Below are 20,293 nucleotides of genomic sequence, written 5' to 3' on the forward strand. Positions count from 1 at the left end.
TATGTTACCCTCTGTCCCGCTCTGTTAAATTAAGATCGGCTTCTAATTCTGAAATATCTGCATCGCTGTCTAAGCGACGGCCACCTTTGGTAAAGACATGCAACTCTGATTTAGCCGATTCTGGCCGCCGGATTTTTTCGGTAATTTTCAATGCCACACTGTCACGTGAGCGGCCCAGTTTCGCCCGGTAGGTTGGTAAGTCTTCGATTAGCACGGTAATATGCTCTGGAATTTCTACCGGGATAATATCGCCGGCTTTCAGCTCCATCACTTCCCGTAATGTTAAATCCACATCGAGCATTTTGGTCGACAAATCGACCTTAACATCCATAATTTCGTCGCGCAGTGCCTTACTCCAGCGTAAATCGGTGTCTTCTTTATCACTCTGTACGCCGGCATCCAGTAACTCACGAATAGGCTCCAGCATGGAATAGGGCAATGCCACATGAAAATCGCCGCCGCCACCATCCAGTTCAATATGAAACGAGCTAATCACGACCACTTCGGTCGGGCTGACAATATTGGCCATGGCCGGGTTAACTTCAGAATCCAGATATTCAAATGAGACGTCCATCACCGGCGCCCAGGCTTCTTTATAATCCTCAAATATCAGCTTAAGCAGCATTTGAATGATCCGACGCTCGGTCGGGGTAAACTCGCGGCCTTCAATTTTGGCATGGTAGCGCCCATCACCACCAAAAAAGTTATCCACCAGAATAAACACTAACCGTGCTTCCATGGTAATAAGACCTGTGCCTTTTAGCGGCCGGAAACGCACCATATTCAAACTGGTTGGCACAAACAAGGTATGCACATACTCGCCAAACTTAATCATCTGTACGCCGTTTATCGACACCTCAGCAGTACGGCGCATCATATTAAACAGGCTAATTCGCATATGACGGGCAAACCTTTCGTTCACCATCTCCAGAGTGGGCATGCGGCCACGGACAATCCGATCCTGCGATGAGAAATCGTATTCCATGGTTGAGCGGCCACGGCCGTCTCCACCGTCGTCTATTTCTTCTTCTTCGACGTCGTCAACACCATGTAACAGCGCATCTATTTCATCTTGCGACAATAAATCGGTCACGATTGCTCACTCTTATTGCATAACAAAACTGGTGAAAAGCACTTCTTCCACCACCACTGTGCCACTCACTTCCAGCAAAGCTTGTTGTAAGTCACTTAACGCTTTGTTTTTTACAGCATCTTTGCCCGTTGTCGTAACCAGCTCGTCCGCGTTGGCACTACTGAATGATGCCAGCAGGCTGGCTTCAATTAACGGAATATGCCTAAGCGCCAGCGTCTCATTGTTTTTGCCACGTACCAGTAGCTGGACTTTAATTTGTACCAGACGATCACGCGATGAGCCGGGTACGTTAAAAACAAAAGGTCTTGGTAATGCGACATACAGGGCGTTACCTTCTGGCCCAGTGGGCCGGCCACTATCCGCTGCCGGGTTGACCCCTGAGCCTTGAAAATCAGTCTCAGCCTGAGAGCTGTCAGCGCCCAGAAAATAGAAAAAGGCACCGCCTGCCAGTATCAGCACAACTAACACGGCCCCTGCCAGCAGCAGAATTTTTTTTATGCCGCCTGTTTTTTCACCGAGCTTTAAATCGCCGTCAGCTGCCATCTGTACTCCGTTATCTTGCTAAGTTGGGCTATTATGCTCACTGGCCCATACTAATGTAAATTGTTAATCTGCCAGGCGAGGCCGTATATCAGGCATAATAGTCTACCAGTCGCTCACTAAGCTTAACCTCTAACTGGACAGCTGTCGCCTGCTCATCAGCATGGGGCTGCCCATCCTGACCATGGCGACCATTACCTGCAGCCTGCCCCTGGCTTTCCCCCTGGCGTTGCTGCTGTACCTGGCCTTCACCTAACTGAATTCCCTGCTGCTGCAGCATTTCCCGCAGCCTGGGCATCTGTTGCTCTAATAACTCTTTGGCGTGCTGTTGCTGCACAATAAACTGCACAGATGCCTGTTCCTGCTGCAGATTCACCCGGATTTGCATCTGGCCCAAATCTGCCGGGTCAAGCCTGATCTCAGCAATCTGAATATTTTGTCGCACCATCAGGTTAATGCGCTCTTTCAGTTGTCCGGCGGCATGTTGCTCCAGCAAGTTAACCTGCTTTAACTGCTCCGTTAGTGTTTTAGCCGCCCCCTGAGTTTTTGCCCTTTCTGCCGACTGCTGTGCAGTCGCTATAGTCGCCGCATCAAGCCTGGCTGCAACCACGTCGGCCTGAGCCTGAGCTGGCACACTAAAACTGCTGTTAAACGCGGTGAGCGTCACATCAGACCGGGTTATGCCTGACAAAGCAGCATCAATCCTGGCAGCGGGCTCGCTTTGCTCAGTATTGGCTGGCGAGGTTTGTTTGGCCTGAGCAGCCGCTGTTAGTGATCCACCAGCTTGCTGCTGTTTTGCTTTAGCCGCATCAGACAGCAGCGCCAGAGTAGCCTGCGCACTGGCTGGCAGGTCATCACTGCCAGGTTTTGCGGCCAGTCTGGCCTCAACCCCGTCAAAAATGGTGGTGGCGGGGCGCAATGAACCGGCAACGGCAACCTGCTGCGTTGCCTGCTCGGCAGGGTGTTGCAGACCAGCAACCTTTTGCTGTGGCAGATCAGTCGATTGCCTTGCCAGCAGCATATTATCAACCGCCGCTGCCAGATTAGCAGTATCCGCGTTATCTGTTGCCAATGCCTGTTTGGGCATACTGCCCTGCAGCTGAGCAGACATTTGTTGTGCCTTAGCAGCTTCACTGCCAGTGGCAGGCTGAGCAAGTTTTTCACCGCCCTCTGGCCTACCTGCAGCTGAAATAAGGGTAGCGCTGGCGGCTTGTTCCACTGCCGCTGCCCGGCCTTCGTTAGCATCCGTCGCAGCTGTGATTGCTCTGCTACCGTTACCTGCAGGCTCTTGCTCAGTGAAAAGTTGCGTTAACTCCGCTGCGCTTGCCGCCTTGCTGGCCTTCAGCCGTTGCTGTCCGGTTAAGTTGACGTCAGGCGCAGCAGCCTCGCTGTCAACATCGCTGCCTTGGTCATTGTCGGCGTCAAGCTCGGCGGGTTCAGGATAAGCCGGTAAAATAAACCACTCCCCTTTTATCCCAACTTTAACATCAGCCAACACCATACCGCGCCCTGAAGCGTGTTCATTTGCCTGAGTTGCCAGCTGCTGCCGGGTCTGGCTGGCCTGATCCAGCAAGCCTAACAGTGACGCCGCTTCGGTGTCATCCAGCGCTGCCAGCTCAGCTTCTGGAGGTATTACCGGGGGCAAGCTGATTTCCGGACGTCCCGCTTGCGTTGGCTCAAGGCTCGCTGCCTGCTTGCTTTTAGTCATAAAACTAAAAGCGGCAAAACTTTGCCTGCCAGCAGTTTGCTGGTCGCCTGACTGATGCAACAACCGGCTAAAGCCACCATCGGTATGGCTGTTATCCGCGGCAGGATCCAGCTCATTCAAAGCAGACTCAGCGCCGTTGGCGACAGGTCCGGGGCTTAAGAAAGATAGTGACAACAATGGATTCATCTGCAACTCCTGGCGGTATGGTGGTGCGCCGGTTATTCGCTATTTAGAATAAATATACAAAAATCACGCCAGTTTTATAATAAGCCGGTATTATTCCTGTTGGCTTAGTTGGCGACGGTAAAACTGCTGGCCTGCATATTCATCACTCAGATTTTGCTGCTGCCGCTCCAGTATTTGCAGCGCAGCGCTATCTGCGCGCTGCACCAATAGCTCCAGCGCTTTGCGTTTGGTTTGCATTTTTAACCAGCTTTGCTTGCGCTGCTCAGCGGCAGCCTTGGCTTGATGCACCACCCGGGCTTGCTGGATCAGCGCCTGATCTAATTTACCGATAAAATTAACATACTGGCTGTATTGGCGACTTTGCAGGCCCTGGCTGCCCTGACGCTGGCTTTGCTGAATGTATTCGGTACGGTAGTTAGCCAATCCCTGATATTTCTGTTCCGCTTGCTGAAAATACTGCTGAGCTTTAATAAACTGCGCCTGCAGATTATCTTCGCGCTCACGCTGAACTTTAATAATCAAAGCAAAACGGTGAGCAACCATTAGCCGGCCATCCGCGGTGCAGGTAGTACCTGACTCAGCGCCGCTAAACTGTCATCGTAAGGCACAATATCTTTCATACCTTGCTGCAAAAACAGATTAATTTTTGGCATCAGGCCAATGGCCTGATCCAGCAAGGGGTCGCTGCCACGGACATAAGCACCAATGGCGATCAAATCTTTACTTTGCTGGTAGCTGGCATACAGCTGCTTCACATTTCGTGCTAATTGCTGATGTTCAGGGCTGGTGACGGCCGGCATAACCCGACTGATCGACTTTTCAATATCTATTGCCGGAAAATGGCCACTGTCCGCCAGGGTACGCGACAACACAATATGGCCATCAAGAATGGCCCGCGAGGCATCCGCTATCGGATCCTGCAAATCATCGCCTTCTGACAAAACGGTGTAAAACGCCGTAATAGACCCCTGATGGCCACTGCCATTGCCGGCCCGCTCTACCAGTGCCGGTAATTTGGCAAATACCGACGGCGGATAGCCTTTGGTAGCGGGCGGCTCGCCAACCGCCAGCGCAATTTCACGCTGGGCCTGTGCATAACGGGTGATGGAATCAATCAGCAGCAGCACATCCAGGCCCTGATCCCGAAAATATTCAGCCACCTGCACTGCAGTTTCACAGCCTTTCAAGCGCATCAACGGCGAAACGTCGGCCGGTGCGGCCACCACTACTGAGCGCGCTTTGCCCTCTTCGCCCAGTATTTCATCAATAAATTCTTTAACTTCGCGCCCCCGCTCTCCAACCAGCCCAACGACAATAACATCGGCAGCGGTGCCGCGGGTCATCATGCCCAGCAGCACACTTTTACCGACACCACTGCCGGCAAATAACCCCATCCGCTGGCCTTTGCCTACGGTGACGATGCTGTTGATGGCCCGCACGCCCACATCCAGCGGTTGCTTTACCGGCCGGCGCAACAACGGGTTAATGGGTTTGCCCTTGCCTTTACTGAACTCAGTGGCTTTAATCGGCCCTTTGCCATCAAGCGGTTTGCCCACACCATCTATCACCCGCCCCAGTAAATTCAAACTCAGTGGCACCCCTTTATATTGCAGCACCGGCGTCACCTTCGCCCCTGGCACCACACCGGTGATATCATCCTGCGGCATCAGAAATAGCCGGTCATTCGCAAAACCGACCACTTCGGCCAGAATAGGGCCGCGAATGCTTTCCACCAGACAAGGCTGGCCAATGGCGGCCCGGCACCCCGTCGCTTCCAGTGTTAAACCGACCACTCTGACTAAATGGCCCGACACTGCCGGCAACGACGAATAAATATATTGCCGCTGCTGATGCAGGCGCTGTAACAAGCTGCTTTCAGTCATGTGGGGGCGCTTCCGGCGGTGGCGACGCTGGCGCATCATCCAACTCTGGCGAGGTATCTTGTGCTGGCGATTCAGGCACGTCTGCCACCGGCGTTGCCGTAGCGCCGGCGGCTTGCTCTGTCGCATCCGCTAACAACAAAAAGTGCTCCAAACTGCTTTGTATGCGTTGCTCTAAACTTCTGTCAACGCTGGAACTGCTGGTTTCAACCAGGCATCCTCCCTGCTGCAGCAAAGGTTCAGGCCTTAATTGCCAGCCCCGCTTTGAAAGTTCAGTGTCAGTGTAATGGCGTTTAATGCTGGTAATATCAGCCGGGTTAAGCTTAATCAGCACATTATCGCTTTGCAGTGGTAAGGCGCTAACCGCCTCCTGCAAAGCCTGTAAAATAACCTTAGGGTTGGTTTTCACTTCTGTGTTGATCACCGCTTTGGCCATCAAAAGTGCCAGTTGCACCAACTCCTGCTCAACATAACTATCCAGGGTTGCCAACGGCTGCTGCAGCTGATCTAACAGCACACTTAGCTCGGCCCGCAGTGCATCAAGTTCAGTACTGGCATCCGCCAGCCCCTGCTTTTTACCCTCAGCCTGGCCTTGCTTAAAGCCATCTTGCTGCCCTTGCTCACGGCCTTCGCTGTAGCCTTTGGCAAAGCCCTCTTCTTTTCCCTGGGCCATCCCTTCATCATAGGCAGCCTGGCGCATTTGTTCTATATCATCGACGGTCAGTGGTTGCACCGACAGCTCCTCGTCGGCCGGCGCAGTGTGCAGCTGCCGGGCTTCTGGCAGATGCATATTTAGCGCATTGGTACGAGTTTCCTGACGGTGGGCGTCTGCGGTTAAATCGGGGGTATGCCATTGCTTAACCTGCTCCGCCGCAGCGGCATCGGGTGAATAAGGTCTGGTATGTGGAGTTGCCGTTTTAGTCATTATTTAGTCCGCAGCCTGAGATAAGAAGCCTTTTGCAACACGTCTGTTATAAGAAGTCTTCACCACCACCACCACCAAGCATAATTTCACCGGCATCGGATAAGCGGCGTGCCGTCGACAGAATTTCTTTCTGGGCGGTTTCAACTTCGCTTACCCGTACCGGCCCCATGGCCTCTAAATCATCAACCAGCAATTCAGCAGCACGTTTGGACATATTTTTAAAGATTTTCTCTTTTAAGTTTTCGTCAGTGCCTTTTAACGCTTTCATCAATACGTCTTGCTGGATCTCACGCAACAGCACCTGAATACCACGGTCATCAACATCAATCAGGTTTTCAAACACAAACATCAGATCCTGAATTTGCTGTGCCATCTCCTCGTCATGCTCACGGATAGAATCCATTAACTGGCCTTCCATATTGGTATCCAGATAATTCAGAATATCGGCAGCTGCTTTTAAACCGCCCATTTTCGCTGACTGGGAGCCTGCCTGACCGGCAAATTGTTTCTCCATAATTTCGTTCAATTCCTGTAATGCCGCTGGCTGAACTTCTTCTAAGTTAGCAATCCGCATGGTTAAGTCTAAACGAACCTTCTCTGAAAACTGGGATAAAATTTCAGCCGACTGTTCCGGGTCCAGATACGACAGTACTATAGTTTGAATTTGCGGGTGCTCGTTGCGAATAATATTCGCCACCTGCTTGGAATCCATCCACTTCAATGAATCCAGGCCTTTGGCGCCGCCACCCAGTACTATCTGATCAATCAGGTTCGCTGCTTTCTCTTCACCCAGCGCGGCAGTTAACGCCCGCTTAATAAACTCTTCACTCTGGAAGCCGATAGTACTGAAATTCTGAATTTGCTCGATAAACAAGCGATGCACCGCAGAAATTTTCGCCTGGTTTAAGTCCGTCATCTGCGCCATCGCCAGACCCACTTTTTGCACCTGCTTAGGCTCCAGGTGTTTTAAAATCTGGGCAGCATCTTCTTCCGACAGGCTGAGTAACAGTATGGCGGCTTTTTCAACACCATCCAGCTTGCCAACATCGAATGAGGGTTTTTGTTCTATATTATTCATCTTCAGCCAACCAGTTTTTCACTACCAGAGAGGATAATTCAGGTTCATTGGCGACCAGTGCCCGAACCGCCCGCAGTAAATCTTCGTCACCATGTAAGTCTGGCAACATTAAAGTGCCGTCCGGGGCAAAGCCTACTGCGTTTTCATCAAATCGAGAACTTAGCATATCGATGGTGTCATCACCTAAATCCAGACCGCTGCTTAGCGCGTTTTCATCGTAGGCATCTTCTGTCTGCTCAGGGTAAATCAGTTTTTTCAGCATCGGCCGCACTATGCCCAGCATTAATGCCAGAATAATAATACCCCCGATCAACAAACGCATCATCCGCAAGAACCAATCTTCCTGATAAAACGCCACTGATACTTCTTCATACAGCTCTTCGCGGACAAAGGGCACTGAAATCACTTCAATGGTGTCGCCGCGCTGCGCATCAAAGCCAATACCACCTTGCAATAAACGACGGATATTAGCCAGCGATTGCTGTGTGCGAGGCTGCGGCACACTGACACCATCGGCATTCGGCTCGCCTGGTTGATAGTCTACCGCTACAGATACCGATAAACGGCGAATAACGCCACTTTGCTGCGAGGTGTGACTGATAGTGGTATCCAGTTCATAGTTACGGGTCGACTCACGGTGATTACGACCAGGGATCACCGGCCGGGCATTGTCGCCGGTGGCCTGCTCCGGAATATTAGAGTTCAGCGGTGGCTGGTTGGACAAGGCTCCCGGAATACCGCCGCCAATACCACCAACACTGTTTTCTTCGATGGTCATTTCGCTGCGAATTGCCGGTAAATCCGGATTAAAGCGTTTTTGGGTTTGCTCTACCGCGGTAAAATCCAGCATTAAATCAACCTGGGCAGTATAGTTACCGTATCCCAGCACCGGCAGCAATATTGAATCCACTTTTTGCCGGTATTCATCTTCGCGGGTGCGTTGCAGTTCATGCTCGCGGCGCGAACGGGTGGCACTGCCATCTTGCGAGCCACTGTTCAGTAAACGACCACTTTGATCGCTCACCGTTACCCGGCTTGGCTCAAGACCTTGCACTGCCGACGCTACCAAATCAACAATAGCATCTACCTCACTGTCACGAACCACTGTGCCGCCACGCGCGGTGACCAATACTGTTGCTGATGGCAAGGCTGCCTGGCGGGCAAACACATTTTCTTTGGGTATGGCTAACAGCACCCGGGCCCGGGCAATACTTTGCAGCTCTTCAATAGTGCGGGCTAATTGCTGCTCGCGGCTGTGTTTAAGCCGCTCCATCTCCAGGCGCTGGCTTACCCCAAAACCGCTATCCTGTAATAAAAACTCTGTGCCGGCAGAAGGCTCCTGGGTTAACCCCGCCCGCGACAGGCCCAGCCGGATCGCCTGGAATTTGTCTTCCGGCACATAAATAACGTTGCCCTCAAGTTTGTATTTTACTTTTTGCGAATCTAAATGGTCCAGGGTTTGGATCAGTTCCTGGGTAGCATAAGTACCAAGCGGCCGCATTTCAGCCTGGCGCGCCCAGAAAAATATCAACACCGCAATCACCAGACAGATTACCAGCGCCGCCATCAGGGTGATCTGGCGCATCATATCTACCCCGCCGATAGCACCCAGAAAGCCTGATTTTTGCTCCTGCGTTTCAATATTCGTTGAACTGTTAAAGTCACCGGGACTTATTGCCAGCTCAGTTGATTGATTGTCTGCCACGTGCTACCCCTTAAACCGGCATTGCCATAATTTCTTTATAAGCTTCAACGATTTTATTACGCACCTGCACCGTTGCCTCAAATGCTAATCCCGATTTTTGCCCGGCTATCATGGCCTGTACCAGCGATACATTCGGATCGCCCATTTCAACCCGGGTTCTCAGCTCAGCCGCATTTATCTGCACATTATTCACTGTTTTTAAGGCATCTTTAAACAAGGTACTAAATTCTGTCTGGCTGGCGTTAACTTCGGCCAGTGGCTGAATAGGTTTGAGTTCGGCCGACACGCTGCGGGCCTGAGTGGCCATCGATTGCATTTGGACGTATAACGCCTGACCTTTAATGTTCATATTGGTACCCTGTTTAAAAAGCCTGACCAAAAGTGCTGCGTCAATAAATTGCCAGCTATTGGCTACAAGGTTTACAAAGCAGGAGTTATGCCACTTTTAAGTTGCTAATTTTAATACGAAAAAAGCCGACAATGCGGCTTTTTGGCAGAAAAGTGTATTAACAACACCTACACAGGCAATTCAATACCGGATTCGCGCATCCGGGCCAGTTTGTAACGCAGGGTACGATCGCTGATACCCAGCTTCTCGGCCACCGCTTTGCGCTTATAAGCACAGGCTTTAAGGGTAGCAAGGATAATGCGATGCTCCTGCTCATGCAGCTCGGTTTTAAAGTCGTCTGGCACAGCAGTCTCAGCCGGCGGCTCAACCGGCAGCGTGCTCTGCTGCGCACTCACAGTTTGGTGGGGCAGGCTTTCTTTTGCTGGCATGACAACGGACGGGTCAGCTGATAACAAGATATCCGCCGCTGTGATCTGCTCGCTCTGGCAGAGAATAAGCGCCCGCTGGATCACATTATCCAGCTCACGGACATTACCCGGCCAACTATGTTGCTGCAGCAGCGCTTGAGCACTGTCAGAGAGCGACAGCTTTGGCCGGCCTTGTTGCAGGCAGTACTTACTGATCAAATGCTCGGCCAGCGGTGCAATATCTTCTGACCGCTCTGCTAATGCCGGCCAGTTTAGTGGAAACACGTTTAAGCGGAAGAACAAGTCCTGCCGAAAACTGCCATCGGCCACGGCTTGCTGTAAATCACGGTTACTGGTGGCCAATACCCGCACATCCAGCTTAATGGTTTTTTGACTGCCAAGGCGCTCTACTTCGCGTTCCTGCAGTACCCGCAGTAATTTGGCCTGCAGGTTTAAATCCATTTCGGTTATTTCGTCCAGCAACAAGGTACCGTGCTGCGCCTGTTCAAACTTGCCAGGGCAAGCTGCTATCGCGCCGGTAAAGGCGCCTTTATCATAGCCAAATAAGGTAGATTCCAGCATATTCTCCGGAATAGCGGCGCAATTTATCGCAATAAAAGGCCCGGCTGCGCGTGGTGATTGCTGATGAATATACCGGGCTAATACTTCCTTGCCTGAGCCACTGGGGCCAGAGATCATCACACTGGCTTCTGAACGCGCCACCCGGGCCGTTAACTCCAGCAAGGCTTTGCTGGCCGGCGCGGCGACGACGGGCGTCGCCGGATTGGTTTGCTCGGGCAACACGTAGCGACTTACGGTATTCAGCAGCACCTGGGGCGCAAAGGGCTTGGCCAGGTAATCAACTGCACCCAACCGGATGGCCTCAACCGCATCCTGCACATTGGCATAGGCTGTCATCATCAGCACCGGTAATTGTGGATAATGCTGGCGCAAGGTTTTCAGCAAGGTTAAGCCAGATACCTGGCCCATCTGCACATCACTGACCACCAGCCGTACCCGTTGCTTTTTTAACAATAGTAAGGCACTTTCCGCACTATCGGCACTGAACACCTTGTAACTGGCCAGGCTCAGCGTATCGCACAACGCTTCCCGCAGGCCGGCATCGTCTTCAACAATCAGAATGGGCGTCGTTGTTGTCATTCGCTACCTCGGTTGGCTGGCTCAACATAATGAATCGGTATTTCAATTACAAAGCAGGCGCCACAATCTGGCCGAGCCAGATACTGCACTTTGCCCTGATGCGAGCTGACAACCGCCTGCACCACGGCCAGCCCTAAGCCACTGCCATGCTGACGCCGGCTGAAAAATGGCTCAAAAATATGCGGTTGCAGCTCCTCGGCTATGCCGGGGCCATTGTCAGTGACAATCACTGTCAGGTTGTCGCCGGCCTGACTGGCAGACAGGTGGATATGCGCACCGCTGGTCACCGCCTGCAGACTATTTTGGATCAGGTTATGGATGGCGCCGGCCAAACTACTGAGATTACCCAGTAAATAGACATTAGCACAGCGGGTGCTGACCGTAAGTTGCGCCTGATGCTGCAACAACAATGCTTCAGCGCCGGCATTCACTTCATTTAATAAACTTTGCAGGGTAAAGGGTTGTACCGCCTGGGCGGTGCCTGAGCGGGCAAACAACAGCATATCGTTAACCTGTTGCTCTAAATCATGCAGGCGGGCCATCAGCTTTTGCTGAAATTGCTGCTGCGACACCGGACTAAGTTTGCTGCTGCCAAGATTCTCGGCATACAGCATGGCTGAAGACAACGGGGTGCGAATTTGATGCGCCAGGGTGGCCATCATTTTGCCGAGGGTGGATAACCGCTGCAAATGGGCCAGCCGGCTTTGCAGCTGGCGAGTCTGTGTTAAGTCGGTCAGTACAATTAACTGGCCAGGCTCTGGGCTGAGCGGACTGATTTCCAGCTTTAACCGGCGACCATCTTTCAGTGATACTTCCAGGCCATCATCGCTGCGCGGGGCAAAACAGCGGTTAATAATCTCTAACCAGGGTTGGCCCAGCAACGGCTGGCCCAGCATGGTAATGGCTACCGGGTTCGCTTCAGACACGACCCCTCTGGCACTTAACAACACCACGCCAGCAGGCAGCACATTAATAATGTGCTGCAAGCGGTTGTCGGCATCAGTGCCAAACCCAGCGATGGCCTGGCTGACCATACTGCTTAGCCGTGGCTGTGCGCTGACCGCCGAATACTGACTTACATTTGGCATAATACTGGTGCCCCTGACTAAATAACATAGCGGATGCAGAGATTATGCCAAACTTAAACCATTGAATTTAATAAACTATATAGAGAAATTCACCGTCAAAACCTTGACAAGATACACTTACTCTTCCCGCCCCAGGTTATACTTACGCATTTTCTCAACTAACGTAGTGCGGCGTAACCCCAGCACTTCGGCGGCGCGCGCCACCACAAAATCATGATGTTGCAAAGCGTTGGAAATCAGCTGTATTTCCAGCTCTGCCAGGTACTCTTTTAAATCAAAGCGATCTGCAGGAATATCGCTAAGTGTCGGCAGGCTGACTGTAATGCCATTGCTGGCGGTGGTTAAGCTGCTCGTTGCCGGTTCATCTTCACTGGCGCTGGCTGCAAACATATCATTTAACATGTCACGTTCCAGCAAAGCTTCCGGATAAACCGGCTGATAGCTCTCTACGTCCAGATAACAGTATTTTTGTGGTAACTCGGCGACATCTACTACCTGATCCGGATACATAATCAGCATCCGCTCCAGTAAATTGGCCAGCTCGCGCACGTTGCCCGGCCAGTTATGCAATTTTAAACTGTCCAGCGCCCGTTCGGTAAATTTAATCCGGCTTTGCTGACTGCCTGCGTGGCGGCTGAGCAACTCCTGGATCAGTAAGGGTAAGTCATCGCAGCGCTGGCTCAGTGCCGGAGTTTCAATCGGAAACACATTAAGCCGGTAAAATAAATCTTCCCGGAAATGGCCTTCACTGATCATCTGCTCTAAATCGCGATGGGTAGCAGCAATAATTCTTACATCGGCTTTAATCGGTTGACTACCGCCTACCCGCTCAAAAATTCGCTCCTGCAATACCCGCAGCAGTTTTACTTGCATCGGTTGTGGCATATCGCCTATTTCATCCAGAAATAGCGTGCCGCCCTGCGCCAGTTCAAACCGTCCCTTGCGGGTAGAAATGGCACCGGTAAAGGCCCCTTTTTCATGGCCGAATAACTCACTTTCCAGCAGCTCGGCCGGGATGGCACCGCAGTTAATCGGCACAAAAGGCCCGGCAGCACGGTTTGACAGCAGATGAATATTGCGGGCAACCACTTCTTTACCGGTACCCGACTGACCTAAAACCAGCACATTGGCATCGGTTTTAGCGACCTGCGCAATTAAAAATCGAACTTTTTGCATCGGCTCAGTCTGGCCGACCATACCATCAAATTTTAATGCGGTGTCTGTCTGCCGCTGGCCGGGTAATAAGCGATGATACTGCTGACAATCCCGCAGCAGTTGGGTAAGGGAATTATACGAAAAAGGTTCAGTCAACAGCCCTACAGCATTGGGAAGTTGCAATAATGGCGTTAACGTCTCGCCCAGCAACAAAAATGCACAACTGGGGTAGCGCACCAGCAGCTTACTATGTTCAGTATCACCGATGGCTCCCAGCAACACCACAGCTGGAGTATCAACAGCTAGCTGTTGCAATAAAGCCTGATGGCTAACCATCTGATAAGACTCGTTAATAAAACTAAGCACAGTAGCCAGACGTTCAGCCCGGCGCTGCTGCGAGTCAACGATATAGAGCGGTGGATTAGCTGACATACTGCCGTATTATAGTTATTGCTTTAATTTCATTGTACTGCGCTAACGGACACATGCAACCATAAACGCTATTTTTTTGACAGCTGTCAAAAAAATAGCGTTTTTAAAGTGATATCTTCAACCCAGCAAAGTAAGAGCCTGCTGTTGTTGCATACGGGCCTGCATTGCCACACTGGTCGAGCTTTGCGCCAAAATATCAGCAGCGGTTTTATTACTGGTCGCCCGGGCAAAATCTAAGTCTTCTATTCTGCTGCGAGCCCCGGCTTCGGCTACCCGCTGGCCGCTCAGGTTACTGGCAGCACTGGCAAACCGATTCGCTTCTGCCCCCGCCTGGGTTTGCAGATCACCGATAAAATCACGCGCCTGCGCAATATTATCAAGCGCAGCAGAAGCCCCAGCCGCACTGGAAAAGTCGATAGCAAAGGCATTGCTGCTTTGTAAACCGGCCGCGACATCAGTAGTGGTAAGGCTGATACTGCCGGAACCGGTACCAAAAGCCACACTGGCGTCAGCCCCAAACAACTTTTTGCCCGCAAACTCCGTGTTATCAATAATTTGCTGTGCATTTGCTACATAAGCATCGGCTTCTGCCTGCAGTGCAGCCCGTTCCTCAGTGCCATAAATACCGTTACCTGCAGCCACTGCAAGCCGGCTAAGTTCACCCAGGTTATCATTAACGCCCTGCAACCCCTGCTCATAAACTCTGGCCAGCGACACGCCATCGTAGACATTGCGCTCCCCCTGAGTTTTAGCATTAATACTACTACTTAGCTGATTGGCAATCTGCAAACCCGCAGCATCATCGGCAGCACTGTTAATCCGACGACCCGTAGCCAGTTTTTTCAGTAAATTATCCTGTTGTAATTGCGCCTGATTAAGACCGTTTAAACCGGTTGGATTATTCACTTTCATAGTCTTACCACTTCTGCCGAGAAATTGACTATAGTTTAGCCGATCTGGCAGCGATCTACCACTTGACCCGCTGTACCAGCGTATTTGACAAAACTATCTAGCTAACACCATCAAAATACTAACAATATTACTTTAGGCATACTTTATGCTAAGTTCTTATACTAAAGCCAGAAAGTCAGCTACTATGCTAATTAAATGTTCGAGGGCGCGCTATGTTTGATGGAAAAACCATACTGATCACCGGAGGTACCGGCTCCTTTGGTCATAAATATACCGAAACACTATTGGCGCGTTACAAGCCGAAAAAAATTATTATTTACTCACGTGACGAGCTAAAGCAGTATGAAATGCAGCAACGATTTGACCAGAGCTGCATGCGTTATTTTATTGGTGATGTGCGTGACGCGCAGCGCATGAGCAGAGCCATGCATGGCGTTGATTATGTTATTCATGCCGCAGCTCTGAAACAAGTGCCCGCTGCCGAATACAACCCGATGGAATGCATTCGCACCAATATTAACGGTGCGGAGAATGTGATTAATGCGGCATTAGACAATAACGTTGAAAAGGTGATAGCGCTGTCCACTGATAAAGCAGCGAATCCGGTTAACCTGTACGGTGCTACTAAGCTGGCCTCCGACAAACTGTTTGTGGCGGCTAATAACATCTCAGGTGGTAGCAAGCCGCGTTTTTCAGTGGTGCGCTATGGCAATGTGGTAGGCTCTCGCGGTTCTGTAGTACCGTTTTTCCAGCAACTGATTGCCAAAGGTAATGACCACCTGCCAGTGACGCATGCTGAAATGACCCGCTTTTGGATCAGCCTGCAGCAAGGGGTCGATTTTGTTTTAAAAAACTTCGAACGAATGCTGGGCGGAGAGATTTTTGTACCAAAAATCCCGTCAATCCGGATTGTCGATCTCGCCAAAGCCATGGCCCCTGATTTACCGATTAAAATTGTCGGCATTCGTCCCGGCGAAAAACTGCATGAAATGATGTGCCCGGGCGATATGTCATATCATACCTTTGAGTTTGCTGATCATTTTGTGATAGCGCCGGCGATAAAGTTTTTTAACCGCAGTAATGATTTTAGCGGCAATGCCCTGGGTGAAAAAGGCCAGATGGTGCCAGTCAGCTTTGAATATGTCTCTGACACTAACCCTGACTTTATGGATATAGACACCATCCGTCAGTTTAACCAGGACTATGCCTAAATGATCCCCTACGGCAGGCAGCATATCAGCCAGCAGGATATTGATGCGGTAATTGAGGTATTGCAAAGCGATTTCCTGACCCAGGGCCCTGCCGTACCAGCTTTTGAGCAGCGTTTATGTGAACTGACCACGGCAGCGCAAGCGGTAGCCGTTAACAGTGCGACCTCAGCGTTACATATTGCCTGCCTGGCATTGGGTGTCGGCCCCGGCAGCCGGGTCTGGACCTCCCCCATCAGCTTTGTTGCTTCGGCAAACTGCGCCCGCTACTGCGGTGCTACCGTTGATTTTGTCGATGTCGAGCCAGATACCGGTAATATGGCAATAGATAAATTAAGGCAAAAACTGGAGCAAGCCCGCAGCAGTGATACCTTGCCACAGGTCGTGATCCCGGTGCACTTAGCCGGTGCCAGTTGTGACATGCAGCAAATCCATTATCTGGCGAACGAATTTGATTTTAAGATTATCGAAGATGCGTCACACGCAGTGGGCGCCAGTTACCAGGATGAACCCGTTGGCTGTTGCCGTTACAGCGATATTACGGTATTTAGTTTTCATCCGGTAAAAATTATTACCACCGCCGAGGGCGGTGCGGCGCTGACAAACAGTGCTGAACTGGCTGAGAAAATGCGCTTACTGCGCAGCCATGGTATCAGCCGCGATGAAAGCTTAATGAGTGAACCCAGCCATGGCGCCTGGTATTATCAGCAGTTGCTGCTGGGCTTAAATTACCGGATGACTGACCTGCAAGCTGCACTGGGTTTAAGCCAAAGCCAGCGGCTGCTGCCGATTATCCAGAAACGGCAACTGCTGGCGGCCCACTACCAGCGTTTACTGACCACACTGCCTGTTGGCATACCCGAGCCGGAAGCTTTTAATATCAGTGCCTGGCATTTGTATATTATCCGGCTGCATGACAAAACCAAACGCAAAGCGGTATTTGATGGTCTGCGTGATGCCGGCATAGGTGTTAATGTGCACTACATCCCTATTCATACCCAGCCGTATTATCAGCAACTGGGCTTTGACTGGGGCGACTTTCCGGTAGCTGAAGATTTTTATGAGCGAATTATCAGCCTGCCGATTTTTCCCGAACTGACCGGCGAGCAACAGCAATTTATCGCTGAGAAACTTGCAGAGTTAGTAAAATGAGAGTTGCTATCATCCCCGCTCGCGGTGGTAGCAAACGAATACCCCGCAAAAATATTAAAGACTTCTGTGGCCAGCCTATGCTGGCTTATCCCATTCAGGCGGCAATGCGAAGCGGCGTGGTTGATAAAGTGGTGGTATCCACCGATGATCCAGAAATAGCTGACATAGCCAGGCACTACGGTGCAGAAACACCTTTTATACGCAAGGCTGAGCTGGCGGACGATTTTACCGGCACTACAGACGTTATACGTAACGCCGTTGCTGAGCTGCAACAACAAGGTTGGCCGCTTAGCGCCTGCGCTTGCATTTACGCCACTACCCCATTGTTAAATGGTGAACGTATTGCAGCGGCATACCAAATACTGCGCAGCAGCAAGGCAGATTATGTCTTTACTGCTGGCAGCTTCTCTTTTCCAATCCAGCGCGCCCTGCTTCAAACGCCGCAAGGCGGCGTAGTGCCATTTGACCCGGCCAGCATTATGCTCCGCTCGCAAGATCTGGCAGAAACCTTCCATGATGCCGGTCAACTCTATTGGGCAACAGCTGATACCTGGCTGGATACCAGCAAATCTGTCTTCGGCGCAGGTTCCAGAATGCTGCTGTTACCGGCGCATTTAGTGCAGGATATAGATACTGCTGAGGACTGGCAGCGGGCCGAGCTGCTATACCAATTGTTACAGGTGCCTGCGCAGTGAACGTACTGTTTCGTACCGATGCTTCCGTGGCCATAGGTTCAGGCCATGTTATGCGCTGCCTGGCCCTGGCACATGCTTTGTGTAAGCTGGGCGCGCACTGTGATTTTGCCTGCCGGATAACAGCTGGCCATTTAGCGGATGTTATCCGCAGCCAGAGTTTTAACGTGCTGCCGTTACCGGAGCTTCTTACCACCCAGGCTGCAGATGCAACCGCGACGCTTGCAGGGTTAACGCAGAATTATACCTTGCTGGTTGTGGATCACTACGCGCTGTCAGCTGACTATTGTCGGCAACTGCGAGCCCGTTGCCAGCATGTTATGCAGATAGATGACCTGGCCAACCGCACATATGACTGCGACCTGCTGCTGGATCAAAACCTGTTACCTAATGCAGAACAACGTTACAGCATGCTTGTACCGGCGCAGTGCAAAGTATTGGCAGGGCCAGCTTATGCGCTACTGCGAGAAGAGTTTTACCAAGCTTATGCAGCACGAAACAGTCTGAAAATTCTGATAGGTTTTGGTGGCAGTGATGAACACAATTTAACCCGCCTGGCCATTGAGGCTTTCACCAAACTAAAGATCCCCGGGTTAACTGCCGATATTGTAATTGGAGCTAGTAACCCGTGGCATGCGGAAATTCAACAACTTACTGCAAGCCTGCCCAATACACGGTTACATGTGCAATGTAACTATATGGCGAAGTTAATGCATCAAGCACGACTCATGCTTGGTGGTGGTGGTGCCAGTCATTGGGAAAGGTGTATTAGTGCTCTGCCAGGTTTGGTTGTTACCGTTGCCGGAAATCAGCAGGCGGCAACGGCTTATCTTGACCAGCTTGGCGCCTGTGTATGGTTGGGACAGGCTGCAGATATGTCAGCAGAGTTCTTTGCAGAGCAACTGTGCTATTACCTGTCGCAACCGGCACTGCTTGATAGTATGGGCCAAACGGCAGCCGGTCTGATACCGGCTGCCGCAGGCACACCACTGGTAGTTGAAACTATATTGAAGACACTGAATAACGGACATCCGTAACGAGGATAAATAATGGCTGTAATTATGCTTGGTAAACATGTGATAGGGCCGGACCAGCCGCCGTTTATTATTGCCGAATTATCCGGCAACCATGATCAAAGTCTGGATAAGGCATTATTGATGGTTGAAGCGGCAGCAAAATGTGGTGCTGACGCGATAAAGCTGCAAACCTATACCCCGGATACCATTACGCTGAACCTGCACCAGAATGAATTTTTTATTGATAACCCTGACAGCCTTTGGCACGGCAGCTCACTGTACAGCCTGTATCAACAAGCAATGACGCCGTGGGAGTGGCACAAGCCGTTGTTTGACAAAGCAAAAGAGTTAGGCATGCTGGCGTTCAGCTCACCGTTTGATTTAACCGCGGTAGACTACCTGGAACAGCTGGATGTGCCTTGCTATAAAATTGCCTCGTTTGAAAATATCGATCATGGTTTAATCGCCGCCGTTGCCCGCACCGGTAAACCGGTGATCATATCTACCGGCATGGCCACCCAAGTTGAACTGGCTGAAGCTGTTGAAGTACTGCAACACAACGGTTGCCGTGACATTATCTTATTAAAATGCACCAGCAATTACCCGGCGCGTCCCATTGACGCCAACTTACATACTATTCCGCACCTGGCGGCGCTGTTTGGCTGCCAAGTCGGCTTATCTGATCACACCGCCGGTATTGGTGTCAGCGTGGCTGCCGTGGCGCTGGGCGCAACCGTGATTGAAAAGCACTTTGTGTTGGACCGTAGTGAAGGCGGTATTGATGCGGCATTCTCCATGGAGCCGGCCGAATTCAGCCTGCTGGTGTCAGAATGCCGTAAAGCTAAGGATGCATTAGGTAAAGTGCATTATGGCTGTACCGAAAAAGAAATTGCCTCACGGATACACCGCCGCTCACTCTATATTGCCAAAGATATGCAAGCCGGTGACATCTTTACTGCAGATAATCTGCGCTCTGTGCGGCCCGGGCTTGGCCTGCCGCCAAAGTACCTGACTCAGTTTCTTGGCCGTCAGGTGAAAAAGAACGTTACGATGGGCACTCCGCTCAGTTGGGAGTTAATCTAAAACATGAGTGCATCTGTCCGGCTCCGCTTTGCCACTATGGCCGACGCTGAACGCCTTTTGCACTGGCGTAATGACGCCGATACGCGCCGATTCAGCCTTAACCCGGAGCAGGTTACTGAGCAGCAGCATAGACACTGGCTACAGCAAAGCCTGAGTAATCCGCAACGCAGGCTGTATATTGCAGAATATGCCGGTCAGCCGGTCGGCACTGTCAGGGTAGATTCAACTGCAGACAGTCATCGCATTTCCTGGACAGTCGCTGCGGAATGTCGCGGCAAAGGCCTGGCTAAAGCTATGGTTAAATTGTTGGTAAGCCAACTAACAGGAAAAATAATCGCTGAGATTCTGTCTGACAATATTGCATCAGCGCGCGTCGCCGAGTTTGCTGGTTTAACATATCAATATACGCACAATGGCATCATGTATTATGCATACCAGACACCAGGCTAGTATTTTGGCATGAATCAATCTGACGGCATAAAATTTGCTTAATTATTAAATCTGATTTTTTTAAATTGTAGGT

At 51.1% G+C, this 20,293-nt stretch carries 19 protein-coding genes; 6 read left to right on the plus strand and 13 right to left on the minus strand.

Annotation, left to right across the window (positions count from 1 at the left end):
- Positions 1–4 precede the first annotated feature (4 nt).
- From fliM to WG68_RS03650, 13 genes are all read right to left on the minus strand, one after another.
- On the minus strand, positions 5–1,093 hold the full coding sequence (fliM, locus tag WG68_RS03590; RefSeq protein ID WP_046556268.1) for a flagellar motor switch protein FliM: 1,089 nt from the start codon (positions 1,091–1,093) through the stop codon (positions 5–7).
- Between the two features lie 12 nt (positions 1,094–1,105).
- The gene (fliL, locus tag WG68_RS03595) at positions 1,106–1,636 is read right to left on the minus strand and encodes a flagellar basal body-associated protein FliL (RefSeq protein ID WP_046556269.1); all 531 of its coding nucleotides are present in this window, start codon (positions 1,634–1,636) and stop codon (positions 1,106–1,108) included.
- Positions 1,637–1,724: 88 nt separating this feature from the next.
- Positions 1,725–3,527, minus strand: a complete 1,803-nt coding sequence (locus WG68_RS03600; RefSeq protein WP_046556270.1) for a flagellar hook-length control protein FliK — start codon at positions 3,525–3,527, stop codon at positions 1,725–1,727.
- 90 nt (positions 3,528–3,617) lie between these two features.
- A complete protein-coding gene (gene fliJ / locus WG68_RS03605) occupies positions 3,618–4,070 on the minus strand; it encodes a flagellar export protein FliJ (RefSeq protein WP_046556271.1) in 453 nt (150 codons plus the stop codon).
- Complete coding sequence (gene fliI / locus WG68_RS03610) at positions 4,070–5,410, minus strand: flagellar protein export ATPase FliI (RefSeq protein ID WP_046556272.1); 1,341 nt, start codon at positions 5,408–5,410, stop codon at positions 4,070–4,072. Before fliI ends, fliJ begins: the two co-directional genes overlap by 1 nt.
- Positions 5,403–6,332, minus strand: a complete 930-nt coding sequence (gene fliH, locus WG68_RS03615) for a flagellar assembly protein FliH (RefSeq protein WP_046556273.1) — start codon at positions 6,330–6,332, stop codon at positions 5,403–5,405. The genes fliI and fliH overlap by 8 nt, the downstream gene beginning before the upstream one ends.
- 46 nt (positions 6,333–6,378) lie before the next feature.
- Positions 6,379–7,410: a flagellar motor switch protein FliG gene (gene fliG, locus WG68_RS03620; protein WP_046556274.1), complete on the minus strand. Its 1,032-nt coding sequence runs from the start codon at positions 7,408–7,410 to the stop codon at positions 6,379–6,381.
- Positions 7,403–9,115: a flagellar basal-body MS-ring/collar protein FliF gene (gene fliF, locus WG68_RS03625; protein ID WP_046556275.1), complete on the minus strand. Its 1,713-nt coding sequence runs from the start codon at positions 9,113–9,115 to the stop codon at positions 7,403–7,405. The genes fliG and fliF overlap by 8 nt, the downstream gene beginning before the upstream one ends.
- A 10-nt stretch (positions 9,116–9,125) precedes the next feature.
- On the minus strand, positions 9,126–9,464 hold the full coding sequence (gene fliE / locus WG68_RS03630; protein ID WP_046556276.1) for a flagellar hook-basal body complex protein FliE: 339 nt from the start codon (positions 9,462–9,464) through the stop codon (positions 9,126–9,128).
- Positions 9,465–9,631: 167 nt separating this feature from the next.
- Positions 9,632–11,032, minus strand: a complete 1,401-nt coding sequence (locus WG68_RS03635) for a sigma-54-dependent transcriptional regulator (protein WP_046556277.1) — start codon at positions 11,030–11,032, stop codon at positions 9,632–9,634.
- Entirely contained in the window at positions 11,029–12,120 is a 1,092-nt protein-coding gene (locus tag WG68_RS03640) for a sensor histidine kinase (RefSeq protein WP_052748941.1), read from the minus strand. Before WG68_RS03640 ends, WG68_RS03635 begins: the two co-directional genes overlap by 4 nt.
- Before the next feature lie 117 nt (positions 12,121–12,237).
- Positions 12,238–13,707 carry a sigma-54 dependent transcriptional regulator gene (locus WG68_RS03645; RefSeq protein WP_046556278.1) on the minus strand — a complete coding sequence of 490 codons (1,470 nt, stop codon included), beginning with the start codon at positions 13,705–13,707 and terminating at the stop codon, positions 12,238–12,240.
- A gap of 117 nt (positions 13,708–13,824) precedes the next feature.
- A complete protein-coding gene (locus WG68_RS03650) occupies positions 13,825–14,619 on the minus strand; it encodes a flagellin (protein ID WP_046556279.1) in 795 nt (264 codons plus the stop codon).
- 212 nt (positions 14,620–14,831) lie between these two features.
- Between WG68_RS03650 and pseB the strand changes: the two genes are divergently transcribed.
- From pseB to WG68_RS03680, 6 genes are read left to right on the plus strand one after another with little or no spacing between them, the layout of a single operon-like run.
- The gene (gene pseB / locus WG68_RS03655) at positions 14,832–15,830 is read left to right on the plus strand and encodes a UDP-N-acetylglucosamine 4,6-dehydratase (inverting) (protein ID WP_046556280.1); all 999 of its coding nucleotides are present in this window, start codon (positions 14,832–14,834) and stop codon (positions 15,828–15,830) included.
- Positions 15,831–16,979, plus strand: coding sequence for a UDP-4-amino-4,6-dideoxy-N-acetyl-beta-L-altrosamine transaminase (pseC, locus tag WG68_RS03660; protein ID WP_046556281.1), 1,149 nt, complete (start codon positions 15,831–15,833; stop codon positions 16,977–16,979).
- Complete coding sequence (gene pseF, locus WG68_RS03665; RefSeq protein WP_046556282.1) at positions 16,976–17,674, plus strand: pseudaminic acid cytidylyltransferase; 699 nt, start codon at positions 16,976–16,978, stop codon at positions 17,672–17,674. Before pseC ends, pseF begins: the two co-directional genes overlap by 4 nt.
- Positions 17,671–18,708 (plus strand): UDP-2,4-diacetamido-2,4,6-trideoxy-beta-L-altropyranose hydrolase, encoded by a 1,038-nt coding sequence (pseG, locus tag WG68_RS03670; RefSeq protein ID WP_046556283.1) that lies wholly within the window; start codon positions 17,671–17,673, stop codon positions 18,706–18,708. Before pseF ends, pseG begins: the two co-directional genes overlap by 4 nt.
- A 12-nt stretch (positions 18,709–18,720) precedes the next feature.
- A complete protein-coding gene (pseI, locus tag WG68_RS03675; protein WP_046556284.1) occupies positions 18,721–19,770 on the plus strand; it encodes a pseudaminic acid synthase in 1,050 nt (349 codons plus the stop codon).
- A 3-nt stretch (positions 19,771–19,773) separates the two neighbouring features.
- Positions 19,774–20,220 (plus strand): GNAT family N-acetyltransferase, encoded by a 447-nt coding sequence (locus tag WG68_RS03680; protein WP_046556285.1) that lies wholly within the window; start codon positions 19,774–19,776, stop codon positions 20,218–20,220.
- Positions 20,221–20,293: the final 73 nt, after the last annotated feature.

This window comes from Arsukibacterium ikkense (genome assembly GCF_000987775.1).
GTDB classification, from domain to species: domain Bacteria; phylum Pseudomonadota; class Gammaproteobacteria; order Enterobacterales; family Alteromonadaceae; genus Alishewanella; species Alishewanella ikkense.